The following is a 16,501-nucleotide window of genomic DNA, read 5'->3' on the forward strand; positions in this document are numbered from 1 at the left end:
TCACAGCGTCCCCCCAGACGCGGATTCACCTCCGGATTTGGCTGGCAGACCGGCCTTTTCGGCGATCCCTGCCCAAATGTGCCCCCGTGAATCGGTACACTCGAACACAGTGATTGGTGCAGGACGGATCGGGGACATCTCAGTGGCGCGCAAGCAAGATGACCGGGTACGACTCCCCGGTCTGGACGAGGTACCAGTCGGTGCGACTGGGCGCCCGAAGCGCGACTTCGACGAGCCGGTGACACTGGTCAGTCACGGCCCGGCCCGGATCATCTCCCTGTGCAACCAGAAGGGCGGCGTCGGCAAGACGACGACCACCATCAACCTGGGTGCCGCGCTGGCCGGCTACGGCCGCCGCGTGCTGGCCATCGACTTCGACCCGCAGGGCGCACTGTCCGCCGGTCTCGGCGTGCCCACCCACGACGTCACCACCATCTACGACCTGCTCCTGAGCGGATCGGTCAACCCGCACGACGCCATCCAGAAGACGTCCGTGCACAACCTCGACATCATCCCGGCGAACATCGACCTGTCCGCCGCGGAGGTGCACCTGGTCAACGAGGTCGCCCGCGAGCAGATCCTCGCCCGGGTGCTGCGCAAGATCTCCGCCGACTACGACGTGATCCTGATCGACTGCCAGCCCTCGCTCGGCATCCTCACCGTGAACGCCCTCACCGCCAGCCACGGCGTGCTCATCCCGCTCGAGTGCGAGTTCTTCGCCCTCCGCGGTGTGGCCCTCCTGATCGAGACCATCGACAAGGTGCGCGACCGCCTCAACCCCGCCATCGAGCTCGACGGCATCCTCGCGACCATGTTCGACTCCCGCACGCTGCACTCCCGCGAGGTGCTCGAGCGCGTCGTCGACGCCTTCGGCGAGAGCGTGCTCGAGACCGTCATCGGCCGCACGGTCAAGTTCCCCGATGCCAGCGTCGCCGGGGTGCCGATCACCGAATTCGCGCCAGAGCACGCGGCCGCCAAGGCTTACAAGCAGGCGGCGCGGGAACTGATCCAGCGTGGCGCCGTCGCCTGACGCGGCTGCTCCGAAGACATTTTCGGTTGCCCTCGGCAACTTCGAAGGCCCGTTCGACCTGCTCCTGACCCTGATCGGCAAGCACGAACTCGACATCACCGAGATCTCGCTCAGCCGGGTGACGGATGAATTCATCGCCTATCTGCGCGGCCTCGACCAGACCGAGGAACTCGACCAGGCCACCGAATTCCTGGTCGTCGCGGCGACCCTGCTCGATCTGAAGGTGGCCGGCCTGCTGCCCCAGGGTGAGCTCGTCGACGCGGAAGACGCCGCCCTGCTCGAGGCCCGCGACCTTTTGTTCGCCCGGCTGCTGCAGTATCGCGCGTTCAAGACCGCCTCGCTCTGGTTCCAGGAGCACCTCGACACCGAATCCACCCGGCACGTGCGCGCGGTGCGGCTCGAGGAGAAGTTCCGGCAACAGACCCCCGAGCTGGTCTGGACCCTCTCCCTCGCCGACTTCGGCGCCCTCGCCGCGCTGGCCCTCACCCCGCGGGAGCTGCCCACCGTGGGGCTCGACCACCTGCACGCGCCGCTGGTCAGCATCCGTGAACAGGCGGCCTGGATCGTAATGATGCTGCGCCCGGGGGAGACCCTCACCTTCCGCGAGCTGATCGTCGACACCCCGCAAAAAGGCATGGTGATCGCCCGTTTCCTGGCCGTGCTCGAGCTCTACCGGCTCGGCGCGATCTCGTTCGACCAGCTCGAACCGCTCGGCGACCTCAGCCTGCACTGGAGCGCCGAATCCTGGAGTGAAGACACCCTCGCCAACCTCGGAGCCGACTATGACCAGTAACGCTCACGCCGTCCAGCCAGCCCGGGCCGAGCAGAACACGCAGCCGACGGATGCCGCCGAGCCGGCCCTCGAACGCACCCTCGAGGCGATCCTGATGGTCGCCGACGAGCCCCAGAGCCTGCTGCACCTCGCGGCGGCGGTCGACGCCCCGCTGCCCCGGGTGCGCGCGGCCGTGGACCGGCTCGTGGCCGACTTCGACGGCCTCGCCGGCACCGTGCGCCGTGGCTTCGAACTGCGCGAGGTGGCCGGCGGCTGGCGCATCTACGTGCGCGCCGAGCACGACCTGGCCGTGGCCGACTTCGTGGTCACCCAGAACCCCAGCCGGCTCTCGCAGGCCGCACTGGAGACCCTCGCGGTGATCGCTTACAAGCAACCGATCAGCCGCGGGGCTGTAGCCTCGATTCGTGCCGTTAATGTGGACTCGGTCGTGCGCACTCTGCTGGGCCGCGGTCTGATCACCGAAGCCTTCACCGATAGTGAGACCGGTGCGATCAACTACGGCACCACAGACTTGTTGCTCACCCAGCTCGGAATCAACTCGCTCGACGAGTTGCCCTATATATCGCCGTTGCTCAATGACGGTGCCAACGGATTTGAGGATCTGCCATGACGAATGACTACCAGGAGACACCGGGGACTCCGCCCCAGGGCACGCCGACCAACCCGGAGGCCGCCGCCGACGGCGTGCGCCTGCAGAAGGTCATGGCCTCCGCCGGCGTGGCCTCCCGCCGCGTGTCCGAAGACATGATCGCCGCCGGCCGCGTGCGCGTGAACGGCAAGGTCGTCACCGAACTGGGCCGCCGCATCCACCCCGACTCCGACCAGATCATGGTCGACAACATCGCCGTGCAGCTGGACACCAGCCGCCGCTACGTGATGCTGAACAAGCCCGTCGGCGTCGTCTCCTCGATGCAGGATGAGAGCGGCCGCCCCGACCTGCGCGAGTTCACCGACCAGTTCGAGGAACGCCTGTTCAACGTGGGCCGCCTCGACGCGATGACGAGCGGCCTGCTGATCCTGACCAACGACGGCGACCTCGCACACGTGCTCGCGCATCCGTCGTTCGGGGTCTTGAAGACCTACATCGCCAAGGTCGAGGGCCGCGTGTCGCCGCAGACCATCCAGCTGCTGCAGAACGGCATCGAACTCGACGACGGCCCCATCGCCGCCGACAAGGCCCGCATCCTGACCAGTCCTCCCGGCGACGGCTTCAGCCTGGTCGAGCTCACCCTGCACTCCGGCCGCAACCGGATCGTGCGCCGCATGATGGAGGCCGTCGGCCACCCCGTCGTCGACCTGGTGCGCCGCCAGTTCGGACCGCTGCACCTCGGCACCCTCCGGGTCGGCGATGCGCGCGATTTGACTAAGGTTGAACTCGGTCAGCTGCTCACCGTGTCGCGGGCCGAAACGAAGAACTAGGCCGGCCGTCAGGAGTCCCCACGTGGTTGAATCCCGCCTGATCGGGCCCGTGCGCGTCGTGGGCGCCGGGCTGCTCGGCACCAGCGTCGGCCTGGGCCTCAGCGCGCGCGGAATCGACGTCATCCTCGACGACGCCTCGCCGACCAACCTGAGCATCGCCGTCGACTACGGCGCCGGCCGCGCCGCCCTGCCCGGTGACGCCCCGCAGCTGATCGTGGTCTGCGTGCCGCCCGACGTGACCGCCGAGATCGTCGCGCGCGAACTCGCCGCCTACCCGCAGGCGATCGTGACGGATGTCGCGAGCGTCAAGCTGGCCCCGCTGCAGGAGCTCCGCGAACGCGGAGCCGACGTGTCCCGCTACATCGGCGGCCACCCCCTGGCCGGCCGCGAACGCGGGGGACCCCTCGCCGGTCGCGCCGACCTGTTCGTCGGGCGCCCGTGGGTGGTCGCCGCACACGACGCGATCAGCTACCAGCAGGCCACCGCGATCGACGACCTCATCCTCGACTTGGGCGCGACCCTGGTCGAGATGACGCCCGAAGAGCACGACCGCGGCGTCGCACTCATCTCCCACGTGCCCCAGGTCGTCTCCACGATCATGGCGCGCCGTTTAACGGATGCCCCCGGCTCCGCCTTGAACCTCGCCGGGCAGGGCCTGCGCGACGTGACCCGGGTCGCGGCGAGCGACCCGGAACTGTGGGTGCAGATCCTGGGCGCGAACGCCGCCCCGGTGCGCGACATCCTGGTCGCCTACCGCGAAGACCTCGACCGGTTCATCGACGCCCTCGCCGACCCGGCCGCCCCCGGCGCCCGGCGCAAGGTGGCCGAGGAACTCGCCGGCGGCAACGCCGGCGTCTCCCGGCTGCCGGGCAAGCACGGCCAGGACCGCCGCTACGCCTCCTTCATCGTGATGATCGACGACCGGCCCGGCCAGATCGCCCGGCTGCTGAACGAGATCGGCGAGCTGAACGTGAACATGGAAGACCTGCGCCTGGAGCATTCGCCGGGCGCCCAGATCGGCCTGGCCGAAATCTCCGTACTCCCCGAGGCCGTTTCCCGCCTCACTGAAGAGCTGGCCGCCCGCGGCTGGCGGATTGCTGGTTAATATGGGTCGTCACTCAAGCCCCCACATCGTCGCCATCGACGGACCGGCCGGCAGCGGCAAGTCCAGCGTCAGCCGCGCCGCGGCCCTGCGCATCGGCTTCGACTACCTCGACACGGGCGCCGCCTACCGGGCGTTCGCCTGGTTCGTGAACGACCGGGGGATCGACGCGGAGAACACCGACGCCGTCGTGGCCGCCCTGGCCGACTTCGACTACTCCATCGGAATCGCCCCCGACGAGCACGTCGTCCGGGTCGGTGAAACGGATGTCACCGACGCGATCCGCGACCCCGCCGTCTCCGCGATCGTGAGCTCCGTGGCCCGCATCCCGGAGGTGCGCGCGCACCTCACGCAGCTGTTCCGCACGATCGCCGCGAGCTCGAAGCGCACCGGAATCGTGATCGAAGGCCGGGACATCACGACCGTGGTGGCCCCCACCGCCGAGATCCGCATACTGCTCACCGCCTCCGAGGAGGCTAGAATGGCTAGGCGCTCTGCGGAAATATCGACCCAATCGGCTGAAACCGTGGCGGAACAGATGCGATCGAGGGATCGCGCTGACTCACAGGTAGTCGAATTCATGAGCGCCGCAGACGGTGTGACCACCGTCGATTCCACTCATCTCGACTTAGAAGCGACCATTGACGCGGTCCTCGACGTCATCAATACCTACCGCGAGGCCATCGCATGACCAACAACAACGACTTCGACGACATGATCCCAGCCATCGACACCGAGCTGGTAACACGCCTGGACGACCTCGATGAAGACCTGGTGACGCAACGCGCTGCCGCACTCCGCACCGGACTCAACGAGTACGAGCTCGACGAAGAGGACTTCGACGTCCTCGACACGGTGACCGAAGACCCCGACGCCATCCAGTACCTGCCGGCCCTGCCGGTCATCGCCATCGTCGGCCGCCCGAACGTGGGCAAGTCCGCCCTGGTGAACCGCATCCTCGGCCGCCGCGAGGCTGTCGTGGAGGACACCCCCGGCGTGACCCGTGACCGGGTCACCTACAAGGGCGAATGGCACGAACGCCGCTTCAGTCTCGTCGACACCGGCGGCTGGGAGCCCGACGCCAAGGGCATCGACGCTTCCGTCGCCGCTCAGGCCGAACTGGCCATCGAACTCTGCGACGTCGTCATGTTCGTCGTCGACGCCAACGTGGGGCCGACCTCCACCGACGAGGCCGTCGTGCGCCTGCTGCGCAAGGCCGGCAAGCCCGTCTTCCTCGTCGCCAACAAGGTCGACGACATCCGTCAGGAACCCGAAGCCGCCAGCCTCTGGGCGCTCGGCCTCGGCCAGCCCTGGCCAGTCTCTGCCCTGCACGGCCGCGGCGTCGCCGACCTGCTCGACGCGATCCTCGAGAAACTCCCCGAGATCTCCGCCGTCGCCAAGCAGGAAGTCGGCGGACCGCGCCGCGTCGCCATCCTCGGCCGCCCGAACGTGGGCAAGTCGAGCCTCCTGAACAAGGTCGTCGGCGAGGAGCGCGTTGTCGTCAACGAGCTCGCCGGCACCACCCGCGACCCGGTCGACGAGCAGGTCGAGCTCGGCGGCAAGGTGTGGCGCTTCGTCGACACCGCCGGCATCCGTCGCCGCGTGCACCTCTCGCAGGGCGCCGACTTCTACGCCTCGCTGCGCACCAGCGCCGCCCTCGAAAAGGCCGAGGTCGCCGTGGTTTTGATCGACGTGACCGAGGTGATCAGCGAGCAGGACGTGCGCGTGATCGACCTGGTGCTCGAATCCGGCCGCGCCCTGGTGCTCGCCTTCAACAAGTGGGACCAGATCGACGACGACCGTCGCCGCTACCTCGAGCGTGAGATCGAGCAGGACCTGGCGCACGTCGCCTGGGCCCCGCGCGTGAACATCTCGGCCAAGACCGGCCGCCACATGGAGAAGCTCGTCCCCGCACTCGAACTGGCGCTGGAGTCGTGGGACACCCGCGTCGCCACCGGCAAGTTCAACGCGTTCCTGGCCGAGCTCGCCGCGTCGCACCCGCACCCCGTGCGCAGCGGCAAGCAGCCGCGCATCCTGTTCGGCACCCAGGCGTCCAGTCGCCCGCCGACCTTCGTCATCTTCACCACCGGGTTCCTCGACCCGGGCTACCGTCGCTACATCCAGCGTCGCCTGCGCGAGGTCTACGGCTTCGAGGGAAGCCCGATCAACCTCAGCATGCGCGTGCGCGAGAAGCGCAAGCGCTAAGCCGCAGCCCTCAGCAGCGAACCTGAAAGACCCCGAACGGCACCCCCGTTCGGGGTCTTTTACGTTGCCGGGCCCTGCACCGACATTTTTCGTATCGAGTTTTTTCACAGCTCGATTCACGACCCATCTGACATTCCCCCCGCCCTAACGCCCCACGGCACCGGACCCGAAATCCGAGGTGCCCGATCTCTCGTGGCACGTCTGTGCCCACAGCCCCACAGGTTCGCCAGACCCTCCACTCGCGCGAATCGTTCCAATCCTGCCCCTCGAGGATGCTTCTCCATGCCTACGAAGTCCCTAGCTTCGCCTGCCCGCAAACGGCAATTCGGTTCCGAACGCAGCACCACACCGCTCCCGATCGTGCACGACCGCCCCAGTGATTCGAAGATCACCTGGGGGCGCCTCGCCATCCTGGTCACCGTGCTGGCCTGGCTGACCTACCTCGTCTACACGATCATGCGCGAGTTTCTCAACAACGGCACCCAGAGCTTCCGCTTCACCACCGAGGCGATCTCCTATCTCGTCGTGGTCACATTCCTGACCTTCTCCGCGCTGATGTACCTGGTCGCCCGCCAGGGCGCCCTGCAGCGTTTCCGCGACCACGTGCGGGTTCCCCGCGCCGAGCTGGACAGCCACTTCGGCGCCCAGCAGCGGTCGATGACCGTGCTCGTGCCGTCCTACAGCGAGGAACCCGCCGTCGTGCGGGCCACACTCTGGTCAGCGGCGCTGCAGGAGTACCCCTCCCTGCGCGTCGTGCTGCTCCTGGGCGACCCGCCGCATCCGACCGACGCCGTCGTGGCCGAGCGCCTCGCCTACTCGCGGGGAATCGCCCAGCAGATCGAGGCCGCGCTGGCCGAACCGAGGGTGCGATTCAGCGACGAGCTGCTGATCTGCGAGCTCGAGCTGGCCGCTGACCCCGCGGTGTCCGTGGAGGCCGTGCGGGAGCTGGCCGGCCACTATTCCTGGGCGGCCGGCTGGCTCGACCGCATGAAGGCCGCCGAGAAGGTCACCGACCACGTCGACACCTTCTTCGTCGAGCAGGTGCTCGGCGGCCTGTCCGCCGAGCTGGCCCTCACCGCGACGGCCCTGAACGCGGCCGCCGACGAGAACACGGCGCCCACGAAAGAACGGATGCTGGAACTCCACCGCCGCCTGGTCTGGACCTTCTCCGCCGAGCTCGATACCTTCGAGCGCAAGCTCTACGCGTCGCTGTCGCACGAGGCGAACAAGGCCATGAACCTCAACGCCTACATTGGGCTGATGGGCGGTTTCTTCCGCCGCGAGGAGGGGCCGGACGGCACCATCCTCCGTCCCGTCGCCGACCGGGCCGACGCCGACTTCGTCGTGTCGGACTCCGACTACCTGCTCACCCTCGACGCCGACTTGCTGCTGCTGCGCGATTACTGCCTGCGCCTGGTCTACTTCCTCGAGCAGCCCGACAACGCCCGCGTGGCCGTGACCCAGACCCCGTACTCGTCGTTCCGCGGGGCGCCCACCCGCATCGAGCGGCTCGCCGGGGCGACCACCGACATCCAGCACATCCTGCACCAGGGCATGTCCCACTACGGCGCCACGTTCTGGGTGGGGGCGAACGCCGTCATCCGCAAGCGCGCCCTCGAGGACATCGTCGAGGTGGAGACCGTCGGCGGTTTCGAGGTGCGCCGTTACGTGCAGGACCGCACCGTGATCGAGGACACCGAGTCGAGCATCGACCTCGGCACCCACGGCTGGACCCTGGTGAACTACCCCGAACGCCTCAGCTACAGCGCCACCCCGCCCGACTTCGGTTCGCTGATCGTGCAGCGGCGGCGCTGGGCTAACGGCGGGCTGCTGATCCTGCCGAAGCTCTGGCAACAGCTGCGCGAGCGCCGCCGCCAGGGTCACCCGGTCAGCCTGACCGAGCTGTTCCTGCGGGTGAACTACATGACCTCGATCGCCTGGGCCAGCTTCGGCCGAATGTTCCTGCTGGCCTACCCCTACGACAGCCGGCTGCTCAGCCCCGTCGTGGTGTTCGCCGCCCTGCCATACTTTCTCGCCATGGGCAGCGACCTGCGCTTCTGCGGCTAGAAGGCCAGCGACATCTTCCGCATCTATGGCTTCAACCTGGTGCTGCTGCCGGTGAACCTGGCCGGGGTGCTGAAGTCCCTCGAGCAGGCGATCACGATCAAGAAGATCCCCTTCGCCCGCACGCTCAAGGTGAAGAACCGCACCGCCGCGCCGCTCCTGTTCGTGCTGACGCCCTACCTGATCGTCGCGTTCTCCGGCCTGACCCTGTGGCGTGACGTGCTCGCCCAGAACTGGGGCAACGCGGCCTTCGCGGCGTTCAACCTGCTGCTGGCCGGTGCGGCGATCCTCGCGACCATCGGTCTCTGGAACTCCGTCGTCGACGTCTGGCTCGGCTGCACCCGCTGGCTCTGCGTGGAACGTAAGCCCCGCGCCGCCTCGCCGGGTACCGCCGGCGGGCAGCCGGAACCGGCGCTGGACTGGCGCGCGGTGATCTATCACGGCTACGCGCCGGGTGCGGTGCCTGCGGGCGTGGACGGGGCATCCGTGCACCGGCATTCCCTGCAGAACGTGCGGGTCGCCTCATGAGTGAGGCGGTGCCGGTGCAGGCCGACGCGGTGCAGGCCGACCCGCCCCGGGCCTCGCGCCGGCTGTCCCCGGTGCGGGTCCTGCTCTCGATGCTGCTGGTGGGCGTGCTCAGCGTGGGCGGCTACCTCGGCGTGCAGATGTGGACCGCCGCCCGGGCATCCGAGGCGTACACGCCCTGGTTCGCCGGCTACACGGATGTCACGGCCACGCCCACCTTCAACTTCGAGACCCCGGCGTCGAATGCCGGCCGTGACGTGGTGCTGTCCTTCATCGTGGCGGCCACCGACGCGCCCTGCGTGCCGACCTGGGGCACCGCGTTCACCCTCGACGAGGCCTCGGAATCCCTCGACCTCGACCGCCGGCTGGCCCGCACCGAGAAGCTCGGCGGCCAGGTCGTGGTCTCATTCGGCGGGCTGCGCAACGACGAACTCTCGACCGTGTGCACCGACCCGGGCAACCTGGTCGACGCCTACGCGGCCGTGGTCGACCGCTACCAGGTGACCACCATCGACCTCGACATCGAGGCCGAGAACCTCAGCGACACCGCCGCCGGCCTCCGCCGCGCCACCGCGATCAAGACCCTGCAGGAGCAGCGCCGCAAAGACGGCAAGGACCTCGCCGTCTGGCTCACCCTGCCGGTCGCGCCCGCCGGAATGACGGAGCAGGGCACGGATGCCGTCAGCCAGATGCTGAACGCCGGGGTGGATCTGGCCGGCGTCAACCTGATGACGATGGACTACGGCTCGAGCCGCGCCGAGGGCGACAGCATGGCCACCGCGTCGATCGCCGCCCTCAAGGCCGGCCACCGGCAGCTAGGCGCCCTGTACGCGCGAGCCGGCACCGACCTCACCGACGCCACCCTGTGGTCGAAGATCGGCGCCACCCCGATGATCGGCCAGAACGACGTGCCGAGCGAGGTCTTCAGCCTCAAGGACGCCACCAGGCTGAGCAGGTTCGCGCAGGAGAACAAAATCGGGCGCATGTCGATGTGGTCGCTGAACCGCGACCAGACCTGCGGCTCGAACTACGCCGACCTCAAACGGGTGTCCGACTCCTGCAGCGGCGTCAGCCAGGGCGAGACCCGCTTCGCCGATCTGCTCGCCAAGGGGTTCACGGGGCGGCCGGAGGCATCCGCGTCGACCACGACCACAGACGAGACCGACAAGATCGGTGACCTCACCGACGACCCGGAGACCAGCCCGTACCCGATCTGGGCCGCGGAGGCCTCCTACCTGTCCGAAACCAAGATCGTCTGGCACCGCAACGTGTACCAGGCCAAGTGGTGGACGCGCGGCGACCTGCCCGACAACCCCGTTCTGAACGCGTGGGAGACGCCGTGGACGTTGATCGGCCCGGTGCTGCCGGGGGAGAAGCCGATCCAGGCGCCCTCCCTGCCGGCCGGCACCTACCCGAGCTGGGACGGCGCCGCCACCTACCAGAAGGGCGACCGGATCCTGCTGGGTGGAGCGCCCTTCGAGGCCAAGTGGTGGAACCAGGCCGAAAGCCCCGAGGCGGCCTTCTCGAACCCCGACGGTTCCCCGTGGACCCCGCTCAGCGCAGCCGAGGTGGCCGCCCTCCTGGCGACCCCGCCGCCGGCGCCGGTCGTGCCTGCGCCGCTCGCTCCTGCACCCGTCGTTCCTGCACCCGCGGCGACGACGAATGCTCCGACGCCCGCGCCGACACCGGCCGGCTAGGTCTTCGGTTGACTCGAGGCGGCCGCTCGGCCCTGCAGCACCAGTTCCATCACCGAGCGGTCCTCCGTCGGCCGTGACACCACCGCGAATCCGGCTGCCGTGAACAGCGTCTGCGTGCCGTGATACAGCTCCGCCGACGGCGCCCCCGGCCGCCGGGTGACGTCCACCGGGTACCCCTCGATCACCCGGGCGCCCTGGCTGCGAGCCTGCTCGACAGCCGCGCGGAGCAGTGCGGCCGCGACCCCGCGGCGCCGATACCCCACCCGCACCACGAAGAACGTCACCGCCCACACGGATGCGTCGTCCGCTTCGTGCCTGCTGCCCTGAACGACCACCTTCGTGGCGAAGCCGCGGGTACGCGGTCTTCGGCTCAACAGCGCACCATCCCACCGCTTCTTCGTCGAGATACGCCACCACGCCGGGCCCGGGGGAGCTCGCCCGCACCTGTTCCCGCAGCATCCCGGCGCACGCGTCGGTTGTGACCTCCGCCCATGCCTTGCCCTGCAGCTTGAAGTACTGGCACCAGCACCCCGCCGGGTCTCCGCGGGTGCCTAACACTCGCTCCAGGTCCACCCACGGCACGGATGCGACGGATTCGATCCTGAACTGGGCGTCAGCAGTCATGGGGTCACGCTACGCCCACGGCTGCGGATTCGCCGCGCAGCCCCCGCGTGACGCTGGCGCCGCACGTTCAGGCCACCCGTCTGCAGATCCCGTGCTCAAACGACGGATGGTGTCCGCGAGCACTCCGCGGACGCGGTAAGCTATTCGAGTTGTCTCCTGTTGATTCCACTCGTTGAAATCGCGCAGGAGCGGCGGGCTGTGGCGCAGCTTGGTAGCGCACTTGACTGGGGGTCAAGGGGTCGCAGGTTCAAATCCTGTCAGCCCGACCAATTGAACCGGCTCTGATCTGCGGAAACGTGAAGTCAGGGCCGGTTTGGCATTTGAACCCGTAGCCGCTATTCCCTACTTATTCGCGAAGTATTCGCGGTGGCTGCCGGATTGGCTCTAGCCAGTTCCTCGAGAATGCGCGCAACGTCGGCGGCGATCGCCGGTTTGGAAATGTAGAACTCGCGGGTGATCGCGGGGGAGGAGTGGCCGAGCTGGTGGGCGGCGGTCTCGGCGTTGACACGTTCGGAGATGAGAGTGGCCACGGTCTTTCGGAACGTGTGGGGCGTGACCCAGTCGAGTCCAGTGTCCTGACGGATCTGCCGCCAGCGCCGCTCGACGTTGTTGACCTGCTGCCAAGTGCCGTTCCGTGTCGAGAACACCGCGTCGATCGGGTTCACGGGCGATGCCGTACGCCGGCGCTTGAGCATGATGATGGCAAAGTCCGGGAGCGCAACTGTTCTCACGCTGGAGTCCGACTTCGGGCGGGCCTTTCGGTATGTGCCTTTGCCCGGCTCCGTCTTGATCGTGCCGTTGATGGTGAGGTTGGGCCGTAGGGCATCGAGGGCAATGTCCTCCCAGCGCAGGGCGAGGATCTCGCCGATCCGCGCTCCGGTCGCAAGCATGAGGTCGATGATGTCGGCCATGTCGCCGGACGCCTTCGGTCCAGGCCGTCGCTCAGCCGTCCACGCACCGAGCGCTTTGCGCACCGCGCTGAGGTCCTCGAGGCTCAACGACCGGGGCTCAGACCTCTCGCGGTGAATGCGTGAAGTCTGCTGGACGGGGTTCACGGCGAGCGCGTCGTGGCGAACCGCCAAACCCAGCATCGCGCCCAACACCACCTTTGTCTTGCGCTGACGGCTGATGCTGGTCGCCCGGAGCCGGACCAGAAACAGATCCAGTCGACTTGTTGTCACTTCCCGAAGGCGCAGTCCGCCGAATTCGGGTATGACGACCTTGGTGAGTACACGTTCGTACTCGTTGATCGTTGTGCCCTCGATGCGGCCCTCATCGCGCAGGTACTTGAGCCACAGCGTGGCGAGCGTGGCGATCGTCGTGGCGGCAGTGATCGCCTGTTGCGTCGGTGTTGCGCGGTCCACCAGTTTCTCGCGCAGGGCACGTTCCGCGGCCGCGACGGTCGTGCCGGTGGCTGTGACTTCTCGGGCCACGCCGTCCTTGTCTCGGATCCGGGTGCGTGCGCGGTAGACACCCTCGCGAACTCGCGTCGTTCGGATCGTTCCCCAGGTGCCCAACGATGTCGGTGGGCGTCCGCGTCCCATCTCGTCGCCCTGTCAGCGCGGCCGACTAGCACGGGACAGGGAGACGCCTCCTGCTGCTCCGTCCTCGCGGCCGCCCGGGAGGTCGTCGAAGCTCTCGACATGATCGGCGACCCAGGCGTCCAGGTCAGAGCGACGGTAGCGTAAGCATCCGCCAAGCTTCACGGCTGGCGGGCCAAATCCCGTTCGTCGAGTCCGCCAGGTGTACAGGGTCGCCTTCGGGATCGAGAGGTAGGCCGCCGCCTGGTCGATCGTGAGGATGGCGCCCCCCATGGTGGCGTCGATCGTCATGTTCATCGTGTGCTCCTTTGCCGTAGCGAGAAAGGGTTTGCCCTCGTGCTGAAGGTGCGCAGCAGCCACCAGCTTGGCCTTGAAACTGTAGGAAGGCGGAGCCAGTTTTTATTGCGGTGCCGCGTGCGAAGCCGCACGGATCGTTGTGCCCGCAAGGGGAACCCTCTGCGGGCGCCCTCCTGACTTGGGTGACGTTAGCGCCTTCAGGCTGGAATGGTGAGGCTGATTGGGCCGGCCTCGGCAGGTCCGCCGCATCGTTGTGTGCCGCCCACGCGAACCCAATTGAGTGAAACGTCCCGCTCAGCGAGGACCTCTCCGCTTTCCGAGAGGGCACGCAGGACCGCTTTGTCCGGCGCTGCCATTTCCATCGAGATATTCCAGGTGCTGTCATCGATCTTGGTAGCGAAATAGGGGATTCGAGTTACTGAAGGCTCTGGCGTAAAAGTCTCGAGTTGCTGGGGATCGAGGGTTTCAAGGCCGACGGGGTCGTCTGACTGCTGCAGGACCGGTGCGGGTACCGAACACACGCAGTCTGCACACAACTCCACGACGCTGACGTCTTCTGTTTGGCCTTCGAGCTTGACCTCTACGGTGTTGCTCCACGCCATTGCCGGGCACACATAGACAACGGAGCAGCCGGGCAATGCCAGGGTCAAAAGAAACGCAGCGCCGAGACCCATCAACCGTTTTCGTGTCGACGTTGCGGCACCCATTTCATCCTCTTCGTTGAATGTCATTGGACAACAGCTTTTTAGCGTTTTCATCCGGACGGCGACCCTGCGTGAACGAGTCGTCCGGGAACTGCGGATGCGTCGCGAAGAGCGAAACCGCCGGCATCCCCCTCATGACTACTGGGATTCGAGGTCTGGTACGCCGAGCCTCCCACGTGGTCTGTACTGTCGAGCCCATCGTCACCAAGTCGTGATCCTGGGGATGTGGGCCGGTGTGAGGCGCTAGTAGTGTCGACACCAATCGACCTGGGGGGAACCAGATGAATCGCTGCTCGATAGGCCTTTTCGCGGTGGCCGCGTCACTGTTGCTCTTGACCGGCTGTTCGGGTTTTGCTGAACCGGGGCCCGACAGCACGGGCACTCCTACTCTCAGCCCGCCAGAACTCCCCGAGGGCTTCAAAGATCGCGGCGACGGCGTTGCGACGCGCTTCGTCGACGAAGAACAGTGCGGACAAGGCAGATGCAGCCAGATTGAGATCTACGCATACGATTCTTGCTCCAGCGGCGTGTACGTCAGGGCAGACACCATGGACGAGTCTGGTGTCGTAGTCGGATTCAGTAACGGGTTCACTGGTTCTCTCGCCAAAGGCGACAAAGCCATTGCAACCTTGCCAATCCACGAGGATGCCGCGACTGACGTGAAAATCACCAAAGTGAAATGCCACTAAGCGGTAAGACAATCGGCCGTGACGATTCAGTAACGAGGTGAACTGGATTCCCGCAGCGCTCGATACACTCGCGAAATGATACGCACCCGCGTCCGCCTGTTAGCGATCCTCGCGCTGAGCACATCGATGGCTGGTTGTTCTATCGATGGCGGCGATGATTGTCTTGCGGTTGCTTGGGCAAGCAAAGTGTCAGTTGAGCTGACGGGCGACACTGGCGACGTTAAGACCATTGAGCTGCTCTGCGACGGCAGCCCTTGTCAAGACGGGACGGTAGAGCGCTTGAAGGGGCTCGAGAACCCGAATGAACCCACACCGGTTCCCACCGCAGACGTGACGGATGCCAACGTGACCCAGGTCGACGGCGATACCTGGACTACGTCATTTATGCTCGACGTTCCTGACCGGGCAACGGTTCGTGCCATCGCATCAAACGGTGAGGTGCTCGCGGAGCGCGATGTGATCTTTGAATGGAAACGCGTCGGCGGCTCGGAGCTCTGTGGCGGACCCATGGAAGCTGAACCGATCACTCTGGATATCCGGCCCTAAATCACAAGCGATTGCGCGGGTGTAGCAGGTTGCTCTCCGGCAGCAGCAGTAACGGGCGGCAAGCAGGTGTGGCTCCGGATGCGGGCTGGACTGGGTCGACGAGGACCGGACACTTCTGCATCGTTGCGATTCATCAGGGGGGTGCCAGATCGCCCATAAGTCGGGCGTCCACGGCAGCAGATTCGGCGCCAATTCGCCGAGGTTCCGAGGTCCCGGGGGAGTGGCGTCACCGTGGTCGCGTATCCTCAGGGGTCTTGCCGGGTAGTTTGTCTAGCCGCCCGTCCAGGCGTCCACGCTGATGTCGAACCCGGCAGCACCGCAGGCCGCGCTGACACCGGTCAGGGCTTGACCCCACTCTGGCGACAGCGGATCGATTGGCTCGTTGGCCGCCGACGGCAACAGGTCCTTCAAGGCCTCCACCTGGTCGGCCACCGCGGAGCCGGGCACGGTGTCCACTTGGGCCGTCAGTCGCGCGACGAGCCGGGCGGCCCCTTCGAACTCCTGCTGCAATGAGGGCTCTGCGAGGAGCGAACCGTGCACAATGTGCATAAATGTGAAAACGTCACTCACCTGCGCGCACGTTTCCTCCACGGTCACAGTGGCGGCGGGAGGCGATGCGGTGACGAGCGAGGCATCCGTTTGAGTGCCGACGACGAAACCGACACCAAGTGCGATAAGGATGCCGAGAATCAGGAGGGCGTCGCGGCTGCGTCTCCCGCCGGGCAGCGCGGTCTCGTCGAGTGGCTCCTCAACAAGCTGTTGGAACGAACCCTTGGAACTCACCTCGTGCACTGTCCGGGGACCAGCCACACTCGGTGCCGCCGGTGGGCCGGGGGAGCGGGCCGGCTGGGTGACGGCCCCGGATTCTGCCGACCTGACCGCGATGGCAATCGCGGCACGGTCGGCGGCAACTGTGGCCTGCAGCTCCCGCAGGGCGAGGGTGGCCTGTGGATCGCCAACGGAGTCGCCGTTCGCAGAGAAAACGCGCTTCTGAAGGTCGCGCAGCTGGTTGGCCGGGGACGGTGTGCCATCCGGTGCTGCGTCCGCGGGGTGTGCCGCCCACCAGAGAGCGTTGAGCACGTGCTGGTCACCTGAATAGGCGACCCGCACCGCCGACAGGAAGGCCGGATCACGCTGCGCTCGAGCGAAAATGTCTTCGTCGCCGTGGCCACGCACCAATGAGAGCCCCCAATCATTTATTCGGCCAGCATGGCACAGTGCCCGCGCCCCGCGCCGCCGCGCCCCGCGCCGCCGCGCCCCGCGCC

The 16,501-nt window shown here is 67.1% G+C and carries 17 protein-coding genes and 1 tRNA gene; 13 read left to right on the forward strand and 5 right to left on the reverse strand.

The window, feature by feature from the left end; all coding sequences use genetic code 11:
- Nucleotides 1-109: 109 nt before the first annotated feature.
- The 10 genes from E3T37_RS01235 to E3T37_RS01275 all read left to right on the forward strand — a co-directional run bounded on the left by E3T37_RS01235 (nt 110) and on the right by E3T37_RS01275 (nt 10,835).
- A complete protein-coding gene (locus E3T37_RS01235) occupies nt 110-1,030 on the forward strand; it encodes a ParA family protein (protein WP_241975738.1) in 921 nt (306 codons plus the stop codon).
- Nucleotides 1,014-1,823, forward strand: coding sequence for a ScpA family protein (locus E3T37_RS01240; protein ID WP_134365043.1), 810 nt, complete (start codon nt 1,014-1,016; stop codon nt 1,821-1,823). The genes E3T37_RS01235 and E3T37_RS01240 overlap by 17 nt, the downstream gene beginning before the upstream one ends.
- The gene (locus tag E3T37_RS01245; RefSeq protein WP_134365044.1) at nt 1,813-2,433 is read left to right on the forward strand and encodes an SMC-Scp complex subunit ScpB; all 621 of its coding nucleotides are present in this window, start codon (nt 1,813-1,815) and stop codon (nt 2,431-2,433) included. The genes E3T37_RS01240 and E3T37_RS01245 overlap by 11 nt, the downstream gene beginning before the upstream one ends.
- Nucleotides 2,430-3,242, forward strand: coding sequence for a pseudouridine synthase (locus tag E3T37_RS01250; RefSeq protein WP_134365045.1), 813 nt, complete (start codon nt 2,430-2,432; stop codon nt 3,240-3,242). Before E3T37_RS01245 ends, E3T37_RS01250 begins: the two co-directional genes overlap by 4 nt.
- A gap of 22 nt (nt 3,243-3,264) precedes the next feature.
- Nucleotides 3,265-4,347, forward strand: coding sequence for a prephenate dehydrogenase (locus tag E3T37_RS01255; protein WP_241975739.1), 1,083 nt, complete (start codon nt 3,265-3,267; stop codon nt 4,345-4,347).
- Nucleotide 4,348: 1 nt separating this feature from the next.
- Complete coding sequence (gene cmk / locus E3T37_RS01260) at nt 4,349-5,035, forward strand: (d)CMP kinase (RefSeq protein WP_134365046.1); 687 nt, start codon at nt 4,349-4,351, stop codon at nt 5,033-5,035.
- A gap of 23 nt (nt 5,036-5,058) precedes the next feature.
- Complete coding sequence (der, locus tag E3T37_RS01265) at nt 5,059-6,549, forward strand: ribosome biogenesis GTPase Der (protein ID WP_370261434.1); 1,491 nt, start codon at nt 5,059-5,061, stop codon at nt 6,547-6,549.
- Between the two features lie 282 nt (nt 6,550-6,831).
- Nucleotides 6,832-8,616: a glycosyltransferase family 2 protein gene (locus tag E3T37_RS01270; RefSeq protein WP_370292144.1), complete on the forward strand. Its 1,785-nt coding sequence runs from the start codon at nt 6,832-6,834 to the stop codon at nt 8,614-8,616.
- 39 nt (nt 8,617-8,655) lie between these two features.
- A complete protein-coding gene (locus E3T37_RS17745; RefSeq protein ID WP_370292146.1) occupies nt 8,656-9,141 on the forward strand; it encodes a hypothetical protein in 486 nt (161 codons plus the stop codon).
- Nucleotides 9,138-10,835, forward strand: a complete 1,698-nt coding sequence (locus E3T37_RS01275; protein ID WP_134365048.1) for a chitinase — start codon at nt 9,138-9,140, stop codon at nt 10,833-10,835. The genes E3T37_RS17745 and E3T37_RS01275 overlap by 4 nt, the downstream gene beginning before the upstream one ends.
- Here the strand turns inward: E3T37_RS01275 and E3T37_RS17090 are convergent.
- Nucleotides 10,832-11,209: a GNAT family N-acetyltransferase gene (locus E3T37_RS17090; protein WP_198415926.1), complete on the reverse strand. Its 378-nt coding sequence runs from the start codon at nt 11,207-11,209 to the stop codon at nt 10,832-10,834. The two genes, E3T37_RS01275 and E3T37_RS17090, sit on opposite strands and share 4 nt — an antisense overlap.
- A 442-nt stretch (nt 11,210-11,651) precedes the next feature.
- Here E3T37_RS17090 and E3T37_RS01285 point away from each other — a divergent pair.
- Nucleotides 11,652-11,728: transfer RNA gene (locus E3T37_RS01285), tRNA-Pro, on the forward strand.
- Nucleotides 11,729-11,794: 66 nt separating this feature from the next.
- Here the strand turns inward: E3T37_RS01285 and E3T37_RS01290 are convergent.
- The 3 genes from E3T37_RS01290 to E3T37_RS01300 form a co-directional block, all read right to left on the reverse strand.
- Nucleotides 11,795-12,892, reverse strand: a complete 1,098-nt coding sequence (locus E3T37_RS01290; RefSeq protein WP_198415928.1) for a site-specific integrase — start codon at nt 12,890-12,892, stop codon at nt 11,795-11,797.
- A 123-nt stretch (nt 12,893-13,015) separates the two neighbouring features.
- Nucleotides 13,016-13,297 (reverse strand): AlpA family transcriptional regulator, encoded by a 282-nt coding sequence (locus E3T37_RS01295; RefSeq protein ID WP_134365050.1) that lies wholly within the window; start codon nt 13,295-13,297, stop codon nt 13,016-13,018.
- 197 nt (nt 13,298-13,494) lie between these two features.
- Nucleotides 13,495-14,028 carry a hypothetical protein gene (locus E3T37_RS01300; protein WP_134365051.1) on the reverse strand — a complete coding sequence of 178 codons (534 nt, stop codon included), beginning with the start codon at nt 14,026-14,028 and terminating at the stop codon, nt 13,495-13,497.
- Nucleotides 14,029-14,312: 284 nt separating this feature from the next.
- Here E3T37_RS01300 and E3T37_RS01305 point away from each other — a divergent pair, with 284 nt between their 5' ends.
- Together E3T37_RS01305 and E3T37_RS01310 are read left to right on the forward strand one after the other, a co-directional pair.
- Nucleotides 14,313-14,690 (forward strand): hypothetical protein, encoded by a 378-nt coding sequence (locus tag E3T37_RS01305; RefSeq protein WP_134365052.1) that lies wholly within the window; start codon nt 14,313-14,315, stop codon nt 14,688-14,690.
- Between the two features lie 75 nt (nt 14,691-14,765).
- Nucleotides 14,766-15,236, forward strand: coding sequence for a hypothetical protein (locus E3T37_RS01310; protein ID WP_134365053.1), 471 nt, complete (start codon nt 14,766-14,768; stop codon nt 15,234-15,236).
- Between the two features lie 270 nt (nt 15,237-15,506).
- Here the strand turns inward: E3T37_RS01310 and E3T37_RS16640 are convergent.
- Nucleotides 15,507-16,501: hypothetical protein (locus E3T37_RS16640; RefSeq protein ID WP_166806054.1), on the reverse strand; the 995-nt coding region annotated here is incomplete at its 5' end.

Origin of the sequence: Cryobacterium sp. TMT2-10, from assembly GCF_004403075.1 — a bacterium.
GTDB lineage: Bacteria > Actinomycetota > Actinomycetes > Actinomycetales > Microbacteriaceae > Cryobacterium > Cryobacterium shii.